Source organism: Embleya sp. NPDC020630 (genome assembly GCF_044334985.1).
Classification (GTDB): Bacteria; Actinomycetota; Actinomycetes; order Streptomycetales; family Streptomycetaceae; genus Embleya.
On the sequence record NZ_JBIRUB010000003.1, the window covers coordinates 689,853 to 705,005 of the forward strand.

Annotated in this window: 16 protein-coding genes and 1 tRNA gene; 9 read left to right on the forward strand and 8 right to left on the reverse strand. The window is 72.6% G+C overall.

Translation table 11 applies throughout. The features are described from left to right. Positions 1–8 precede the first annotated feature (8 nt). The 3 genes from ACH4XV_RS14440 to ACH4XV_RS14450 all read right to left on the reverse strand — a co-directional run bounded on the left by ACH4XV_RS14440 (position 9) and on the right by ACH4XV_RS14450 (position 4,461). The gene (locus tag ACH4XV_RS14440; protein ID WP_395789575.1) at positions 9–1,673 is read right to left on the reverse strand and encodes a GTPase; all 1,665 of its coding nucleotides are present in this window, start codon (positions 1,671–1,673) and stop codon (positions 9–11) included. Positions 1,674–1,761: 88 nt separating this feature from the next. Continuing rightward, positions 1,762–3,141: a GTPase gene (locus tag ACH4XV_RS14445; RefSeq protein WP_395789577.1), complete on the reverse strand. Its 1,380-nt coding sequence runs from the start codon at positions 3,139–3,141 to the stop codon at positions 1,762–1,764. A gap of 255 nt (positions 3,142–3,396) precedes the next feature. Further along, entirely contained in the window at positions 3,397–4,461 is a 1,065-nt protein-coding gene (locus ACH4XV_RS14450) for a Gfo/Idh/MocA family oxidoreductase (RefSeq protein ID WP_395789579.1), read from the reverse strand. 160 nt (positions 4,462–4,621) lie between these two features. Here ACH4XV_RS14450 and ACH4XV_RS14455 point away from each other — a divergent pair. After that, positions 4,622–4,694, forward strand: a tRNA-Arg gene (locus tag ACH4XV_RS14455). Positions 4,695–5,191: 497 nt separating this feature from the next. Here ACH4XV_RS14455 and galK read toward each other — a convergent pair. Genes galK through galT form a run of 3 tightly spaced genes read right to left on the reverse strand, consistent with a single transcriptional unit; the run spans position 5,192 to position 8,363 of the window. Beyond that, positions 5,192–6,301, reverse strand: coding sequence for a galactokinase (galK, locus tag ACH4XV_RS14460; RefSeq protein WP_395789581.1), 1,110 nt, complete (start codon positions 6,299–6,301; stop codon positions 5,192–5,194). Next, positions 6,298–7,263: a UDP-glucose 4-epimerase GalE gene (gene galE, locus ACH4XV_RS14465; RefSeq protein WP_395789998.1), complete on the reverse strand. Its 966-nt coding sequence runs from the start codon at positions 7,261–7,263 to the stop codon at positions 6,298–6,300. Before galE ends, galK begins: the two co-directional genes overlap by 4 nt. A gap of 5 nt (positions 7,264–7,268) precedes the next feature. Next, entirely contained in the window at positions 7,269–8,363 is a 1,095-nt protein-coding gene (gene galT, locus ACH4XV_RS14470; protein WP_380029021.1) for a galactose-1-phosphate uridylyltransferase, read from the reverse strand. A 135-nt stretch (positions 8,364–8,498) separates the two neighbouring features. On the opposite strand from galT, the gene ACH4XV_RS14475 reads away from it, so the two are divergent. The 6 genes from ACH4XV_RS14475 (at position 8,499) to ACH4XV_RS14500 (ending at position 12,554) form a co-directional block, all read left to right on the forward strand. Beyond that, positions 8,499–9,302: a DeoR/GlpR family DNA-binding transcription regulator gene (locus ACH4XV_RS14475; RefSeq protein WP_380002879.1), complete on the forward strand. Its 804-nt coding sequence runs from the start codon at positions 8,499–8,501 to the stop codon at positions 9,300–9,302. A 157-nt stretch (positions 9,303–9,459) separates the two neighbouring features. After that, positions 9,460–9,813, forward strand: coding sequence for a hypothetical protein (locus ACH4XV_RS14480; RefSeq protein ID WP_395789584.1), 354 nt, complete (start codon positions 9,460–9,462; stop codon positions 9,811–9,813). A gap of 270 nt (positions 9,814–10,083) precedes the next feature. Beyond that, positions 10,084–11,286: a helix-turn-helix domain-containing protein gene (locus tag ACH4XV_RS14485; RefSeq protein ID WP_395789586.1), complete on the forward strand. Its 1,203-nt coding sequence runs from the start codon at positions 10,084–10,086 to the stop codon at positions 11,284–11,286. Between the two features lie 106 nt (positions 11,287–11,392). After that, positions 11,393–11,590: a hypothetical protein gene (locus ACH4XV_RS14490; RefSeq protein WP_380002876.1), complete on the forward strand. Its 198-nt coding sequence runs from the start codon at positions 11,393–11,395 to the stop codon at positions 11,588–11,590. Between the two features lie 99 nt (positions 11,591–11,689). Continuing rightward, positions 11,690–12,265 (forward strand): hypothetical protein, encoded by a 576-nt coding sequence (locus ACH4XV_RS14495; protein WP_380002875.1) that lies wholly within the window; start codon positions 11,690–11,692, stop codon positions 12,263–12,265. Further along, a complete protein-coding gene (locus tag ACH4XV_RS14500; RefSeq protein ID WP_395789589.1) occupies positions 12,258–12,554 on the forward strand; it encodes a hypothetical protein in 297 nt (98 codons plus the stop codon). The genes ACH4XV_RS14495 and ACH4XV_RS14500 overlap by 8 nt, the downstream gene beginning before the upstream one ends. A 155-nt stretch (positions 12,555–12,709) precedes the next feature. Here the strand turns inward: ACH4XV_RS14500 and ACH4XV_RS14505 are convergent, their stop codons facing one another. Then, on the reverse strand, positions 12,710–12,874 hold the full coding sequence (locus ACH4XV_RS14505) for a hypothetical protein (RefSeq protein ID WP_395789591.1): 165 nt from the start codon (positions 12,872–12,874) through the stop codon (positions 12,710–12,712). A 75-nt stretch (positions 12,875–12,949) separates the two neighbouring features. Here ACH4XV_RS14505 and ACH4XV_RS14510 point away from each other — a divergent pair, with 75 nt between their 5' ends. Further along, positions 12,950–13,915 (forward strand): pirin family protein, encoded by a 966-nt coding sequence (locus ACH4XV_RS14510; protein ID WP_395789593.1) that lies wholly within the window; start codon positions 12,950–12,952, stop codon positions 13,913–13,915. 98 nt (positions 13,916–14,013) lie between these two features. Here ACH4XV_RS14510 and ACH4XV_RS14515 read toward each other — a convergent pair whose 3' ends face one another. Beyond that, positions 14,014–14,751 carry a Mut7-C RNAse domain-containing protein gene (locus ACH4XV_RS14515; protein WP_395789595.1) on the reverse strand — a complete coding sequence of 246 codons (738 nt, stop codon included), beginning with the start codon at positions 14,749–14,751 and terminating at the stop codon, positions 14,014–14,016. Between the two features lie 219 nt (positions 14,752–14,970). On the opposite strand from ACH4XV_RS14515, the gene rpmG reads away from it, so the two are divergent. Further along, a complete protein-coding gene (gene rpmG, locus ACH4XV_RS14520; protein ID WP_078977190.1) occupies positions 14,971–15,135 on the forward strand; it encodes a 50S ribosomal protein L33 in 165 nt (54 codons plus the stop codon). The last annotated feature ends 18 nt before the right edge of the window (positions 15,136–15,153 follow it).

Sequence of the window (15,153 nt, forward strand, 5' to 3'; positions counted from 1 at the left end):
ACGACGCGTCACTCACGTGGGTGACCACCCACCCACCCGACCCCCTCCCGCGCAACCACGAACTCCGCACACGCCTCCCGATACCGCGCCACCTCCGCCTCCCCCGGCCCCACCACCACCCGATCCGCCACATCGGCCACCCGCGCCCGCAACGCGGCCTCCACCGCCACCACCCGCCGCCCCGCCGCACCCACCGCCGCCCGCCACCCACACCACGCCCCCGAGGCCCCGACCACCAGCCCCACGAACGCCACCCACGCCGCGACCGGCAGCCCGAGCCACCGCGCCACCGGCACCCCCGTCGCCGCCAATCCGATCCCGAGCAGCCCGGCGATCACCGCGACCGTCCCGACCCACCGCGCACCCGCCGCCACCCGCGCCCCCCGAGTCGGCGGCGGCGCCTGTGGCACGGCCCCGACCAGCGCCGCGTCCACCTCGTCCGGCAACACCCGCAACCCCTCGGCCAACACCCGATGCACCCCGCCCACCCACACCGCCGGCATCCCCCGACTCAGCGTCGCCCCGGCCCGCCGGATCGCCTGCTCGGCCCGATGTACCTGCACCGGCTCGACCCGCACCACCGGCCGCCGCGCCCGACGCCACCACGACGCCCGCGCGGTCCGTACCCGCTCCCCCTCGGCCGCCGCCACCACGCCGACCCCGGCCGCATCGCACAACTCGCCCACCAGCGCGTCCCGATCCGCCGCGGCGAACACCTCCACGCCCGGCACCACACCGGCGAAGTACGGCTCCAGCCGCTCGACCAACGCGTCCAGATCCGCGCTCAGCCGCGCCACCGACGCCTCGCCGCTCCCGGACACCCCGGCCACCACCCGGCGCAGCTCGGCGATCCCGAGGCCGGTCTGCGGCGAGGTCGCCAACACCCGCACCTCGGCGAGCCCGTCGGCCGCGAGCAACGCCCGTACATCGGTCAGACACGCCGCGAGATCCCCGACGGGCAGCCGGTCCGCGTGGTTGAGCACGACCGTCATGCAGTGCGCGTGGTGCCGGAACACCCGGAGATAGCGGTCGTGCACGAGCGCGTCGGCGTACTTCTGCGGATCGAGCACCCACACGAGGTAATCCGCGACCGCCACCAACGCGTCCACCTCCGCCCGGTGCGCGAGGTCGATCGAGTCGTGGTCCGGCAGGTCGAGCAGAATCAACCCGGCGGGCATCCCGCCACCGCGCCGAGCGCCCTGCGAGCCGTGGCGGCCGTGCGAGGGCTCCGCCCCACCACCATGCCACGCGTCCAAAACCCCGTGCCGCGCCACCCGACACCCCGGCTCGATCCCGAGCAGATCGAGCAACGGCGCCGCCCCGTCGGGATCCCACGCGCACGCGAGCGTGGTCCGCGTGGTCGGCCGACGCACCCCGGTATCCGCGAGGCGCAACCCCGTAAGCACATTGAACAACGACGACTTCCCCCCACCGGTGGCCCCCGCGAGCGCCACCACGGTGTGCCGCCCGGCCGTGGCGAGCCGCGTCTCGACATGCCCGAGCAGGTCCTCGGCGGCGGCGAGTTCGGCGCCGGGAAGCCGATCCCGGGCCAGCCGCACGGCCCGATCCAACGCGGCCGACCGCGCCGTCAGTCGCGCCGATTCCTCCGTCTCGCTCACGTGCCGGGCCCGGCGCACGGCGAACCGATCGAGGTACTCCCCGCGCGCTGTCATCGGCCCCGCCGAACCACGCCGGCGGCGCGCCCGACCCGGCGCCCACCCGCCCCGACCGGCGGCCCGCTCGGCGCCCCGGCGCCGCCCCTCACGCGCTCCTCCGCACCAGATCCAGCGCCTCGATCAACCCGACGTCGGCCCGCCCCGGCACCATCGCAACCGCCGCCACGCGCCGGCCCCGTTCCGCGTCCAGCTCCGCCGCGAGCTCGGCGCACAGACCCCGACGGACGTCCAGGATCAACCGCGCCGCCGACTCGGCGCCGATCCGGGTCCCGAGCAGCCCCGCCGCGTCGCGCCCGATGCCCGGCTCCATCCCCGGACCGCCCACCGCCGCGATCAGCGCGAGCTGTTCGCCCGCATCGGGCCAGACCACGGGGCCGGGCCGAAGCCGAGGCGGCGCGCCGTACGGCACACACCCCGAGGAACGCTCCGCTCCCCGCGCGAACGCGTCCGCCAGCAGCGCGTCCAGGCCCTCCCGAACCGCTCCCGCCGCCCCGTCCGCGTCCCCCTCATGCCACCGAACGCCCGCCGCCCCGCGCAACAACGAGCCGTCGTCCAGCGCCCGCAACGCCCACCGCGCCGTCGCCGCATAGGCCCGATCCACACAGTCGCGCGTACGCCCCGCCGCCTCGTACTGCCGCTCCACCGCCTGCGCCAACGGCGGCACCCGCCGGTCCAGGCTGTGCAACAGCCCGCCGAGCGTGCGCCGCACCACCGCGGCCCGCGCGTCCGGATCGGCACCGCGCTCGGCGAGCCAGGTACGAATCGGCACCACATTGCGCTCGGGCAGCCCGGCCCCCGGCTTGACCTCGACGACCGGGTACAGCGGTACATCGCCGAGCCCCGCCTGCCGCAACAACCGCACGAAGTCGGCCCGGACCAGGTCCGCCGGCTCCGCCGGCACCCGGTTCAGCACGATCGCAAGCCGCGTGTTCCGATCCCGGGCGAGCCGGAGCAGATGCCACGGCGCGGCGTCCGCGTACCGCGCCGCGGACGTGACGAACACCCACAGGTCGGCGGCGCCGAGCAGACGCACCGCGACCCGGCGGTTGTCGGCGGATACCGAGTCGATGTCGGGCACGTCGAGCAGCGCCAACCCGGGCGGCACCCGCTCGTCCAGGCGCAGTTCGATGGCGGTGTCCGCGGCGAACCAGTGCCGGTCCCGGGATCGGCAGACCAGGACCGGCACGCGCGTGGTCGGCCGTACCGAACCGACCGCCGTGAGCGCCCGCCCGACCAACGCGTTCACCAGCGTGGACCGGCCCACCCCGGTGGAGCCGCCGACCACCGCGAGCAACGGCGCACGCGGCACCGCGAGGCGCGGCAGCACGTAGTCGTCGAACTGTTCGATCAACTCGCGACGGGCCAGCCGCGCCTGCACGGCGCCGGGCAGGTCGAGTGGGAAGCACGTCGCCTCGACCCGATCGCGCAGGTCGGCGAGGGCTGCGGACAGGGTGTCGCTTCCCATGATCACCACGGGCGACCAATGCCCGAATTGTCCACATTCTCAACGTGCGGCCGGCACTACCTCACAGGGGTCACCCGGTCGGCATCACGCGGGCCATCCGCCGGGAGTCACGCCGCCCACGCAGTCGGCATCACGCGGGCCGTCCGCCGGCGTCACGCCGGCGGCCCGTCGACATCACACCGGCCACGCGGTCGGCATCACGCCGGTCCTCCGCCGGCACCACACCGGCCGGCCACCCAGTCGGCGGCACGCCGCTCACCCGGCCGGCAACACCACGGTCGCCCCGTCGGCGGAGGACCGCTGCGCCGCCTCGATCACCTCGATCACGGTCAGCGCCTCGGACAGCGGCACCGGCAGCCCGCTCTCCTCGCGCACCGCCGCCGCGAAGATGGCGTAGTAGTCCTGGTACGCCCCCGGTTCGGTCTCCACCGGCACGGTGTCGCCGGGCGTACCGAGCCTGCCCCACGCACTCTCCGGCTCGGTCCCCCACCCGGGCGTACCCACCGCCGCACTCCCGCCCCGCAGCAGCTCCTCCTGCGGATCCATCCCGAACTTCACATACGACGCCTTCGACCCGAGCACCCGAAAACGCGGCCCGAGATCGGCCGCCGCCGCGCTCATCCACAGGTGCGAGCGCACCCCGCCCTCGTGGGTGAGCGCCACGAAGCTGTCGTCGTCCACGAGCGCCCCGTCCCGCCGCGTGTCCAGCTCGGCGTACACGTGCGTGGGCCGCCCGAACAGCGACACCGCCTGGTCGATCAGGTGGGTGCCGAGGTCGTACAGGATCCCGCCGAGCGCCGCCGGGTCGGCCTGCTCCTTCCAGCCCGAGCTGCGCACCTGCGGCCGCCACCGCTCGAACCGCGACTCGAACCGGTACACCTCGCCGAGCCGCCCCTCCTCGACGAGGCGCCGCACGGTCCGGAAATCACCGTCGAACCGCCGGTTCTGGTACACCCCGAGCCGCCGCTCGCACCGCACCGCCGTCTCGCACAGCGCCCGCCCCTCCGCGAAGGTGCCCGCGAACGGCTTGTCGACGACCACGTGCAACCCGGCCTCCAGCGCCCGGGTGGCCAGCGGCACATGGAACCGGTTCGGCACGGTGATCACCACGAGGTCGAAGTCACCCGCGCGAGCGAACATCTCGTCGGTCGTCCCGATCACCTCGGCCCGCGGATACCGCGCCCGCACCTCGTCCTGCCGAGCCGGATTCCCGGTCACCACGGCGGCGAGTTCCAGCCCCTCGACGGCCGCCAGAACCGGCGCGTGGAAGGCCGAACCCCCCACGCCGTATCCGACAAGTACAGTCCTGATGGGACCCACTGCGCCTCCCGCTGTCCGTTTCGGCCCTTCCCTGATCACATTCTGGCCGCCAACTGCGTCTGATCAGGTAACGGTGGCCTCCGGAACGCCGGTGAGGCATGCACACGGCCCTATTCTGTTGTGCCGCGACCGGATCCGGTGCAAGATCCTGATTCGCCCAGCCCTCGTAGCTCAGTGGACAGAGCAGGTGCCTTCTAAGCACTTGGTCGCAGGTTCGAGTCCTGCCGGGGGCACAGCCACGCCGCCGTCCGCCGCCCGCACCCCCGGGCGGCGTCCGCGCAGGTCACAGCACGTCGAGCACGACCACACTGCAATTCCGGCCCACCCTCGAACCACCCGCCGGCACCCGACGGTCACCACCCATCCACGCACGGCAGCCGCCGACTGGACGACAGCGTTTCGCGTGGGCAGCCGAGGAGCCACTTCGCGTCCTCGGAGCACGCCCTCGGGTGGCCGAAAGTATTCGCGGCCTCACGCAGGTTCTCCCACACCGTCGATCGGCCGTCACCGCCCGGCGTACGGGTGGCCTGGCGCCGGGTGGGTCCCGAGCAGGCGGCGCACACTCCGCGTCGGCACGCCGAGGAGGGCAAAGACGCGTCGGCGGAGGAGGCGGTCGGCGAAGGCCGCGCGTCCTCCGGGGGAGTCGCCCAGCCCATGATCGCCCTCGCGACGAGCGGCCGGCGGCTACTCGATCGAAGTCGGGTAGCCGCCCGCGCCGTGTGTCCGTGGCTCAGCGTTCTCGGCGGGCCCCCGCCGAGGGGACTGCCTGGAAGAAGCGTGGGGGCGTGAAGGAGCGGGCCGCGAAGGCCTTCTCGATCGCCGTTGTCACCTCGGCGCAGCGGGTCTCGTCGACCAGGGCGATCGCCGAGCCGCCGAAGCCGCCGCCGACCAGCCTGGCGCCGAGGGCGCCTTCGGCGAGCGCGGTGTCGACCGCCGTGTCCAGCTCGGGGCACGAGATCGTGTAGTCGTCGCGCATGGACGCGTGCGACGCGGTCAACTCCGGGCCGATCGCCCGGACATCGCCGTTGCGCAGGGCATCGACCACACGCAGTACGCGCTCGTTCTCGGTGAGTACGTGGCGCACCCGGCGGCGCAGCGGGCCGTCGGGCAGTGCGGCGAGGGCCGCGTCCGGGTCGGTCACCTCGCGCAGCGACGGCACGCCGAGCAGCGCCGCCGCCTCCTCGCACGAGGCGCGGCGTTCCGCGTACCCGCCGTCCACCAGCGCGTGCCGGGCCCGGGTGTCGACGACGAGCAGGCGCAGGCCCGCGCCCGCGCAGTCGAACGGGACGTGAGTGCCCGTCAGGTCGCGGCAGTCCAGGAAGTACGCGTGGCCCTCGACGCAGCCGAGCGAGGCCATCTGGTCCAGCATGCCGACCGGTACGCCGACGAAGTCGGTCTCCACGCGCTGCGCGATCCGGGCCAACTCGACCCGGTCCAAGCCGAGTTCGTACAGGTCGTCGAAGGCGAGCGCGACCGCGCAGGACAGCGCCGCCGACGAGGACAGGCCCGCGCCCACCGGCACGTCGCTGTCGATCCGGATGTCCGCGCCGCCGATGTCGTACCCGGCCGCCCGCATCGCCCACACCACGCCCGCCGGATACGCCGTCCACCCGGACAGCGCGCCGGGCGCCAGGTCGGCGACCGCGAGGTCGACCGATTCGCTCCCGGCGTGCGTGGACGCGAGCCGCAGCCGGCCGTCGGCACGCCGGCCGACAAACGCGCGCGCGGTGTGCGGGATCGCGATCGGCAGCACGAACCCGTTGTTGTAGTCGGTGTGTTCGCCGATCACATTGACCCGGCCCGGGGCCGCCCAGACCCCCTCGGCGACGAACTCGCTCACCGACCGGCCTCACCCTCGCGCAGGAAGGACCACGCGTCCGCCACGATGTCCTCCAGGGAGGTGCGCGTGGGCCGCCAGCCGAGCAGTTCGCGCGCCCGGTCGGCCGAGGCGACCAGTACCGGCGGATCGCCCGCCCGGCGCGGCGCCTCGTGCGTGGGCACCGCGCAGCCGGTGACCACCCGTACCGCGTCCACCACGTCGCGGACCGAGAAGCCGGTCCCGTTCCCGAGGTTGCACACCAGGTGTCCGCTCGCCGCGCCGCCCTCGGCGGTGGCGTCAAGCGCGAGCAGGTGCGCGCCGGCCAGGTCGGCGACGTGGATGTAGTCGCGCACGCACGTCCCGTCGGGCGTGGGGTAGTCGGTGCCGAACAGCGCGACCGAGCCGCGGGTGCCGTGCGGTACCTGGAGCGCCAGCGGGATCAGGTGGGTCTCGGTCGTGTGCCGCTCCCCGTAACGCCCGTACGCGCCCGCCACGTTGAAGTAGCGCAGGCTCACCGCGCGCAGGCCGTAGGCGGCGCAATAGGACGCGATCAGCTGATCCACCGCCGCCTTCGAGGCGCCGTAGGGGTTCGTCGGCGCACTCGGCGCGTCCTCGGGGATCGGCGACACCTCCGGGGCGCCGTAGACCGCCGCGGTGGAGGAGAACACGAAGCGGTCGACCCCGTGCGTGCGCAGCGCGTCGAGCAGCGCGAGCGAGCCGCCGACGTTGTTGTGCCAGTACTTCCCCGGGTGCGTGACCGACTCGCCGACCAGGGACGACGCGGCGAAGTGCAGCACCGCGTCGAAGGAGGCGTCGAGGTGCCCGGCGGCGTCCTGGACCCGGCCCCGGACGAACTCCGCCTTCTCCGGCACCGCGTCGCGATGCCCCGTGGACAGGTCGTCGAGCACCACCACGTCGTGCCCGGCCTCGACCAGGTGGGCGGCGACCACACTGCCCACGTAGCCCGCGCCACCGGTGACCATGAGCCTCATTCGCCGACCTCCCGCAGTCGTGCCGCCGCCGTCTCCGGCGGTACGTCGCTGATGAACACGCCCATCCCCGATTCGCTTCCGGCAAGGTACTTCAGCTTGCCCGGTGCCCGGCGGATCGAGAAAAGCTCCAGGTGCAGCGCGAAGTCGACCCGCCCGGAGCGCACCGGCGCCTGCTGCCACGCGGCGATGTACGGCGCGGGCTCGCCGTCGAAGAGGCGGTCGAAGCGGCGCAGCAGGTCCAGGTACATCCCGCCGAACGCGGCGCGCGCGTCCTCGTCCAGGGCGAGCAGGTCGGGCACGCGCCGGTTCGGGTACAGGTGCACCTCGTACGGCCAGCGCGCGGCGGCCGGGACGAACGCCGTCCAGTGCGCGTTCTCCGCGACGATCCGGGCCCCGTCGGCGCGCTCGGCGGCGACCACGTCCTCGAACAGGTTGCGGCCGGTGCGGTGCCGGTGCGCGGCGGTGGAGGCGATCATGGCGGCCGTACGCGGGGTGACGAAGGGGTAGGCGTAGATCTGTCCGTGCGAGTGCGGCAGCGTGACGCCGATCTCCCGGCCCCGGTTCTCGAAGCAGTACACCTGCTCCACACCGGGCAGCGCGGACAACTCGGCGGTGCGGTCGGTCCACGCGTCGAGCACCAGGCGGGCCCGCTCGGGGGTGAGGTCCTTGAACGAGGCGTCGTGCTCGGGGGTGAAGCACATCACCTCGCAGCGCCCGCCCGACGGCCGGCGCGGGAACGGGTCGTCGGCCCACCCCGGCGCGAGCGGTTCGCGCTCGGCGCCGCCGCCGGACATCGACGGGAAGCGGTTCTCGAAGACCACGACCTCGTAGTCGGCCTCGGGCACCTCGGTGGCCCGCTCGGGCGTGGACGGACACAGCGGGCACGCGTCGGCGGCGGGCAGGTGGGTCCGGGTCTGCCGGTGCGAGGCGACTACGACCCACTCGTCGAGGAGTCGGTCGTAGCGCATCTCGGAGCCGCTGACCACGGGGGCGAGGTCGCGCGTGTCGACGGCGGCGCGCACCCCCTCGTCCCGCGTGTCGTAGTAGACGATCTCGCGACCGTCGGCCAGGACGGCCTGCGTCTTCTTCATGCCTTCATTTTGCGAAGCTTTCCAAATCTTGTCAATTAGAAAGCTTTGGCAGGCTTGATGCTTGCCGATGGCTGGCCGAACCCGTCCTCACCTGCGGTTTGACAAGTTTCGGAAGGTGTCCGCAAGATGCTGCCCATGCCTGACGACGACACCGACGGTCTGCCCGCCGAAGGCCGCCGCGCCCGGATGGCCGCCACGATCGCGGATCGCGGCTTCGCCAAGGTCACCGACCTGGCCGAGGCGTTCGGCATCTCGCGCGTCACGGTCCGGGCCGACCTGGAGGTACTGGAGCGCCAGGGTCGGGTACGCCGGGTGCGCGGCGGGGCGATGTTCACCGGTCGCGATCCGCGCGTCGAGCCGTCCTTCGAGGAGGCGCTGACCTCGGCCTCGCCCGCCAAGACGCTGATCGGACGGGCCGCGGCGGCGCTGGTGTCCCCGTCGGAGAGTGTGGTCCTGGACGTCGGCACCACCACCACCTTCGTGGCGCGCGCCCTGGTGGACCGCGAGGACCTGCGCGACCTGGTCGTCTTCACCAACGGGCTGACCATCGCGCTGGAGTTGGAGCGGGCGATCCCACGATTCTCCGTCGTGGTCACCGGCGGCACGCTGCGACCGCTCCAGCACTCGCTGATCAACCCGCTCGGCGACCACATCCTGGAGCGGATCCACGCCGACACGGTCTTCCTCGGCTGCAACGGCGTGCACCCGACGGGCGGCATCACCAATGTGAACCTGCCCGAGGCCGAGGCGAAACGCGCGATGTTGCGGGCGGCGGGGCGGCGGGTCGTGGTGGCCGACGGCTCGAAGCTGGGCCGGACCGAACTCGCCGAGGTGTGCCCGCTGGCGGACATCGACCTGCTGATCACGAGCGGGCCGGCGGACCCGGACGCGCTCGACGCGTTGCGGGATGCGGGGCTGGAGATCCTGGTGGCGGAGTAGGGGGCGGTGCAGCCGTCGCCAGGGGAACTCCGCGTGGCCACGCCCGACTTCGCGCTTGGTCGTCCCCCGCGCGGCCGATGTGTCGTCCGTGCGGCCGTCGCCGAAGTGAGTATCTGTACGGATGTTCGGCCCGGCCCCGCCACCTAGCGTGAGCCGCATGACCTACATGCCTCCCACCCCCGACGGTGGCGAGCACGGATTCGCTCGCGCGATCACCTTCGTCGGCGGCCTGTTCGTGTTCGTCGTGGTCGCGATGACCGACCTGTTCGTGCTGCTCGGACTGGGCGGCGGCACCGAATCCTGCGGCGACCAGGCCTGCCGCGACTGGTACGACACCAGGCTGCCCTGGGTCTTCGGCATGTTCGTACTGTCCTTCATCGTCGCCTTCCTCGCCCTGGTCCTCCCACCCCACCCCCGCCGCCGCTACGCGGTGGGAGTTCCGGTAGCCCTGCTGACCATCACCCTCCAGGCCACCGGCTTCCTCCTATGCCAAAACGGCCCGGCCGCCTGACGATCCCCGGACCGACCCGGCCCACCCGCCGGCCTCGACGGGATCAGGGCGAGACGAGCGGCAAGGCTGCGGTCGTGGCTCTTGGTACGGGGTGTACCCGATCGGGCATGGGCGGGCAAAAGCTGCGCGTTAGGCGGGGGTTCGCGGGCTTTGAGGGGAGCTTCGGGTGCCGTCGGAGCGTTGGCGAAGCGGCGATGTGCACAGATTGTGTGCCTCGTGGACACGTTCCGGACGTACTCTGCGGAGGACGACGATCCGGGGAGCAGGCACATGGACGACAGCGTCGGTCAGCGCATCATCACCGCTCGCCGTGTGCGGCGTCTGACGCAGCAGGAACTCGCCGACAAGGCGGGGATCTCGCGGAGTTACCTCCAGAAGTTGGAGACCGGCTCCCGGCCGACATCGCACTCCGTGCTCGTCAAGCTCGCCCGCACGATGCGTGTCGAGGTCTCCCGGCTGACCGGCCAGCCCTACGACACCGACCCGGGGCCCGAAGATCAACTGGTGCACGGGGTCATTCCCGAACTGCGACGGGTGATGCTCTGCTACCGGGATCCATCGCCGTCGCCGCTGCTGCCTGCGCGCGAGTTCGAAGAGCTGTATGTCGCGGTGGAAGAGGTCAATCGCCATCGGCGGGCCGCGAGTTACGCCCGGGTCGCACCGGCGCTCCCGGGGCTCCTGACCGAACTCGGGGCGCTCGCCCTGGCGGAAACGCCGGGATCGTTGGCGTCGCGCGAGGCGTACGGGCTGCTGGCTCAGGTGTATCGAGGCGTGAACTCGCTTGCCCACAAGCTCGGGTATCTCGACCTCTCGACGGCTGCCCTCGAACGCGTCGAGTGGGCCGCTCGTCTCTCCGACGACCCGCTACTGGTGGCCACCGCACGCTACTTGCTCGCGGGCGCGATGCTTCGCGAAGGCGCGTACGCTCCGGCACGGCGAGTGCTCGAACAACTGGAGCGCGACTTGGTCGACATCGAGAGCCGGGACGCTCGGGGCCTCTTCGGCGCGGTGCTGCTGAAGCGGGTCATGGTCCAGGCCCGCAGCGGCGACGTCTCGGCGATGAGGTCCGACCTGGACCAAGCCGCCGAGGTTGCCGCCCGGCTCGGCGGTGGGGACGCGGTGTTCTACGAGACGGCGTTCGGGACAGCTCAGGTTGGCATCTACCGGGCTGCGGCGGCGATCGAGATCGGCGATTACGACACGGCGGTTCGCGACGGCGGCGCGCTCGTGCTGCCCGACGACATGCCCGCCGAGCGGTCGTCGCATCACCACATCGACCAGGCGCATGCCCGACTGGTGGCGGGCGACCGAGGCGGCGCCTGGGAATCGCTCCGTACCGCTCGCCGGATCGCACCGCTGCACACGCGCAAGCACCCGCGCACCCGGGACACCGTCGGCACCCTGCTCCGTCTGGAACGGGCCGACGACGAAAGTCGTTTGGGGTTCGCCCGCTGGGCGGGCGTAGCCATCTGATCCATCCTCGGCGAGGGGCAATGCGCACATTTTGTGTGCATTGCCCCTCGTTTCGTGCGCCACGCTGAGTACTGCCGACAGCACCCGGATCACGGGAGGAATTGTGGTGCTTCACCGCGAGCGCACGGCCCTGATCGTCGACTGCGAACCCGGGTCGCCTCGGCCCGTCCTGTTGCGGCCGATCGACCAGGCGACCCCGGTCATCAGGCTCACCCGCACCGAGGCGCAGCAGTTGATCGACGACACCGCCAACCTGCTGGACCTGCTGGAGGCGGCGTCCGACGCGAGCGGCGCATCGACGTAACTCCGTCGCGTTCCATCCCCCGGTGTGGTGTCCCGACGGCGGCGTCGTTCTCGTTCCGCACCGACCCCACCTCTGTCCACCTATCTCACGGAGCGTCTTGTGTCCGAAGTCGAGCCGGCCGCTGTGGTCGTCACTCTTCCCGCCTGGTCGGTCACCCTCGAACGGGTCGGTGGGTCCGGGCCCTGGCGGCTCGATGTGTTTGCCTCCGGCTACCACGCTTCCGACGGGTGGCCGGATCGGGCGGTCTGTCACCTCGCGGATGCCGACGTGTCCGCTCTCGCCGTGACCTTGCTGCGGCCGCCGCATGCGGAGGAGCCGGCTCGGGGGCGGGCTCGGCTGGTGCGGGACGGGTTCGGGTTGTTGCTGCGGTTGCTGGTCGCGCCGGTCCGGGACGAGGCCGGGCTGATCGCGCATGTCCAGGAGCATCACCGCGTCGGACTGCTGGACGACATCGCGCGGACGCGGCCCGATCTGATCCCGACCACGACACCGCCCGAGCCGCGCCTGTGCCTCGACCCCCTCCCGGACACCGGACTCACCCTCGATCAGGCCACCCGACTGCACGAACGCATCGGCCGATGGCTCGACAGCGAAGGAATCCGCGCAGCCTTCGCGGACCGCCTCGTCCGCCGCCGCGTCTTTGCCCTCACGACCGACGGCCGACCGCATGAATGACAACCCCGAACCGGACAGGCGCGCCCGCGACCGCCTGACCCGCGCGCTCCGCATCCGCGCCGCCCATCGCGGCATTCAGGACCGCCTCGAACCCCGCACCGCCGCACACGCCCTCGCCCGGGAGATATACGAGGAAGCCGACACCCGCGTAACCCACGCCCTCCACACCGCATGGCAAGCCGGCGTCACCGACGTCGAACTCGCCCACCTCCTGGGCGTATCGACCCGCAGTGTGCGCCGCCTGCTCAGGACCGACCCAACGCCAGGCCGCCCGGACGCCGGGCGGTGACGACACATCGGCGGCTTCGTCGGGCCGCGAGCAGGGGCCGAGATTCCCAGCTGTGCGGCGCATGGGCGGGCTCGGGCCGCGGTGTGCGGGGTACCGGTATACATGTTGCCGATTGCCACGTAGTCGGCCGGCGTGAAATCGGCGGGGAGCCGGCCCTACCCGATGCCGGCGGCGTCGAGGGTGTGCCGGACGGAGCACGGGCCGAGGGCAAGCTCGAGCGGGCCGCCGCCGAGCGTGCCCGGTGCGGCGGCTTCCCCGGCGAGCCGGAGCGGGTGCACCGTCGTGGCCGCCGCGACCGCCTGTGCGAGGCGCTGGATCATCCGTTTTCCGCCGGGGGCGGACCGAACGGTTGCCCGTGCGGCCCGTTCTCTTTCTCCGCCGCGTACCTTGACGGCATGAGCAACCTCGATACCCGACCGACTCTGACCACGTGCGGTGGCCGGGCCGACGTGTCGGGCGAACCCGTGCGCGAGCTGTTGAAGTCGCGCGATGTACTGCTGGGCGAGAGCCACATGGTCCGTCGCCTGCTGCCGAGCCTGGGTCGGCGGATGATCGGCGCCTGGTGCTTCGTGGACCACTACGGGCCCGACGACATCGCCGACCAGCCCGGCATGCAGGTCCCGCCGCACCCGCACCTGGGCCTGCAGACGGTGAGCTGGCTGCGCGAGGGCACCGTGCTGCACCGGGACAGCCTGGGCAGTCTGGCCACCGTACGGCCCGGCGAATTGGGGCTGATGACGTCCGGGCGGGCCATCTCGCACTCCGAGGAGTCGCCGAGGGAGCACGCCCGGCTGCTCCACGGGGCCCAGCTGTGGGTCGCTCTGCCGGACGCGCACCGCCACGTGGACCCGAGCTTCGAGCACCACACCGAACTCCCGCAGGCCACCGGCGGCGGCCTGACCGCCACGGTGATCATGGGCACGCTGGACGGCGCGACCTCGCCGGGCACCGCCTACACCCCGCTGGTCGGCGCGGATCTGACGCTGGCGCCGGGCACGGACGTACGGCCGCCGCTGGAGCCGGACTTCGAGTACGCGGTGATGTCGATGTCGGGCGAGGCCGAGGTGGACGGCGTGCCGCTGACGCCCGGTGGGCTGCTGTACCTCGGCTGCGGGCGCACCTCGTTGGCCATCCGCTCCACGAACGGCGCGGACCTGATGCTGCTCGGCGGCGAGCCGTTCGCCGAGGAGATCGTAATGTGGTGGAACTTCGTGGCGCGCACCGGCGAGGAGATCGCGACGGCGCGCACCGCCTGGGAGAACGGCTCGGACTTCGGCACCGTCACCGGCTACGCGGCGCCCCGGATGCACGCACCGGAGCTGCCGTCCGTACCGCTGCGGGCCCGGGGACGCGTGCGCTAGCGGTATCGATCACGACCGGCCCGCCCACGGTGCACCGCACCGAGGGCCGGCCGTACGCCGACCGGGCCGGCTCTCGGCCCGGTCGGCAACGGCGCCACTCAGCGAATACCCGCCGCCGTCCGCCGCGCCGCCTCCACGATCTCGTCCAGGTGGCCGCCGTGCGCCCCGTGCCAGTACACCCGGTCGCAGGCCCGGCACCGGGCGAACGCGTCCACCTTGTCCAGAGTGCCCGCCTCGACCTCGGACTCGACCTCCTCGCGGGTGGCCGCACGCAGCTCGCCGTTGCACGCCGTACAGCGGGTCCAGGGCGCGAGCGGCAGCGCGAACCGGCGGAGCAGGTCGTCGAGTTGGGCGTCGGCGCGGATCCCGTACACGTACGCCCCGAACCACAGGTTCTTGCGCCGCAGCAGCCCGCGGTCCTGGGTGAGCAGCACTCGGCGTTCGGCGTTGGCCTGGATCACCAGGGTCGGGTCGTCGCAGTCGTTGTGGTACGCGGTGTCGATCCCGACCAGCCGCATCCGGCGGGCCAGCGCGCCCAGGTGCACGTCGAGCAGGAAGCGCGGTGCCTCGTCGGCGAATTCCGGAATCGCCTGCGGGCGCCGGATCGGCAGCACGTCGACCACCTCGCCGCCCACCGGTCGATATCCCCACGCCACCTCGCGGCCGTCCACGAGCAGTCCGCCCACCTCGGGCAGCGGCGGGCCGACCGATTCGACCAGGTGTCCGAGCGTCGAATCCCCGTCGGCGGGGGCGGTCACCGGCAGTCCGCGCAGGCGCGGCGGCAGGAACTGTTGCAATTCGGCGGGGATCTGAAGCAGCACGTCCGATCGGTTCACCGGCCAAGCATCGCACCGCCGACACCCACCGCGCCCGTGGTTTCCGAGCACCCCCGCGACCCCCACCACTCCCACCACTCCCGCCACCCCCGACGAGCGCCGGGGAATACCGAGGTCACCCGCATTGGGCCGAGCGGGCATCGGGTCGTGGAATAACCGGGTGCCCATCCGCATTGAAGCACCCGTCGGGACAGACTTCGAAAACTCCGGGAGGCGTCCATGGCTCGCAGTGAGCTTCGTCCGATCGTGAAGCTTCGGTCCACAGCCGGGACCGGATTCACCTACGTGACCCGAAAGAACCGGCGCAACGATCCGGACCGGATGACGCTGCGCAAGTACGACCCGGCCGCCGGAAAGCACGTGCTGTTCCGCGAAGAGCGATAAGCTCCCGGATTTCGGGCC

Coding starts and splice junctions, on each gene's coding strand:
- ACH4XV_RS14505 (WP_395789591.1), bottom strand. CDS start 12,874: ATGATCCAGCGCCTCGCACAGGCGGTCGCGGCGGCCACGACGGTGCAC.
- ACH4XV_RS14510 (WP_395789593.1), top strand. CDS start 12,950: ATGAGCAACCTCGATACCCGACCGACTCTGACCACGTGCGGTGGCCGG.
- ACH4XV_RS14475 (WP_380002879.1), top strand. CDS start 8,499: ATGCCTGACGACGACACCGACGGTCTGCCCGCCGAAGGCCGCCGCGCC.
- ACH4XV_RS14485 (WP_395789586.1), top strand. CDS start 10,084: ATGGACGACAGCGTCGGTCAGCGCATCATCACCGCTCGCCGTGTGCGG.
- ACH4XV_RS14445 (WP_395789577.1), bottom strand. CDS start 3,141: ATGGGAAGCGACACCCTGTCCGCAGCCCTCGCCGACCTGCGCGATCGG.
- galT (WP_380029021.1), bottom strand. CDS start 8,363: ATGAAGAAGACGCAGGCCGTCCTGGCCGACGGTCGCGAGATCGTCTAC.
- ACH4XV_RS14480 (WP_395789584.1), top strand. CDS start 9,460: ATGACCTACATGCCTCCCACCCCCGACGGTGGCGAGCACGGATTCGCT.
- ACH4XV_RS14440 (WP_395789575.1), bottom strand. CDS start 1,673: ATGACAGCGCGCGGGGAGTACCTCGATCGGTTCGCCGTGCGCCGGGCC.
- ACH4XV_RS14500 (WP_395789589.1), top strand. CDS start 12,258: ATGAATGACAACCCCGAACCGGACAGGCGCGCCCGCGACCGCCTGACC.
- rpmG (WP_078977190.1), top strand. CDS start 14,971: ATGGCTCGCAGTGAGCTTCGTCCGATCGTGAAGCTTCGGTCCACAGCC.
- galE (WP_395789998.1), bottom strand. CDS start 7,263: ATGGTCACCGGTGGCGCGGGCTACGTGGGCAGTGTGGTCGCCGCCCAC.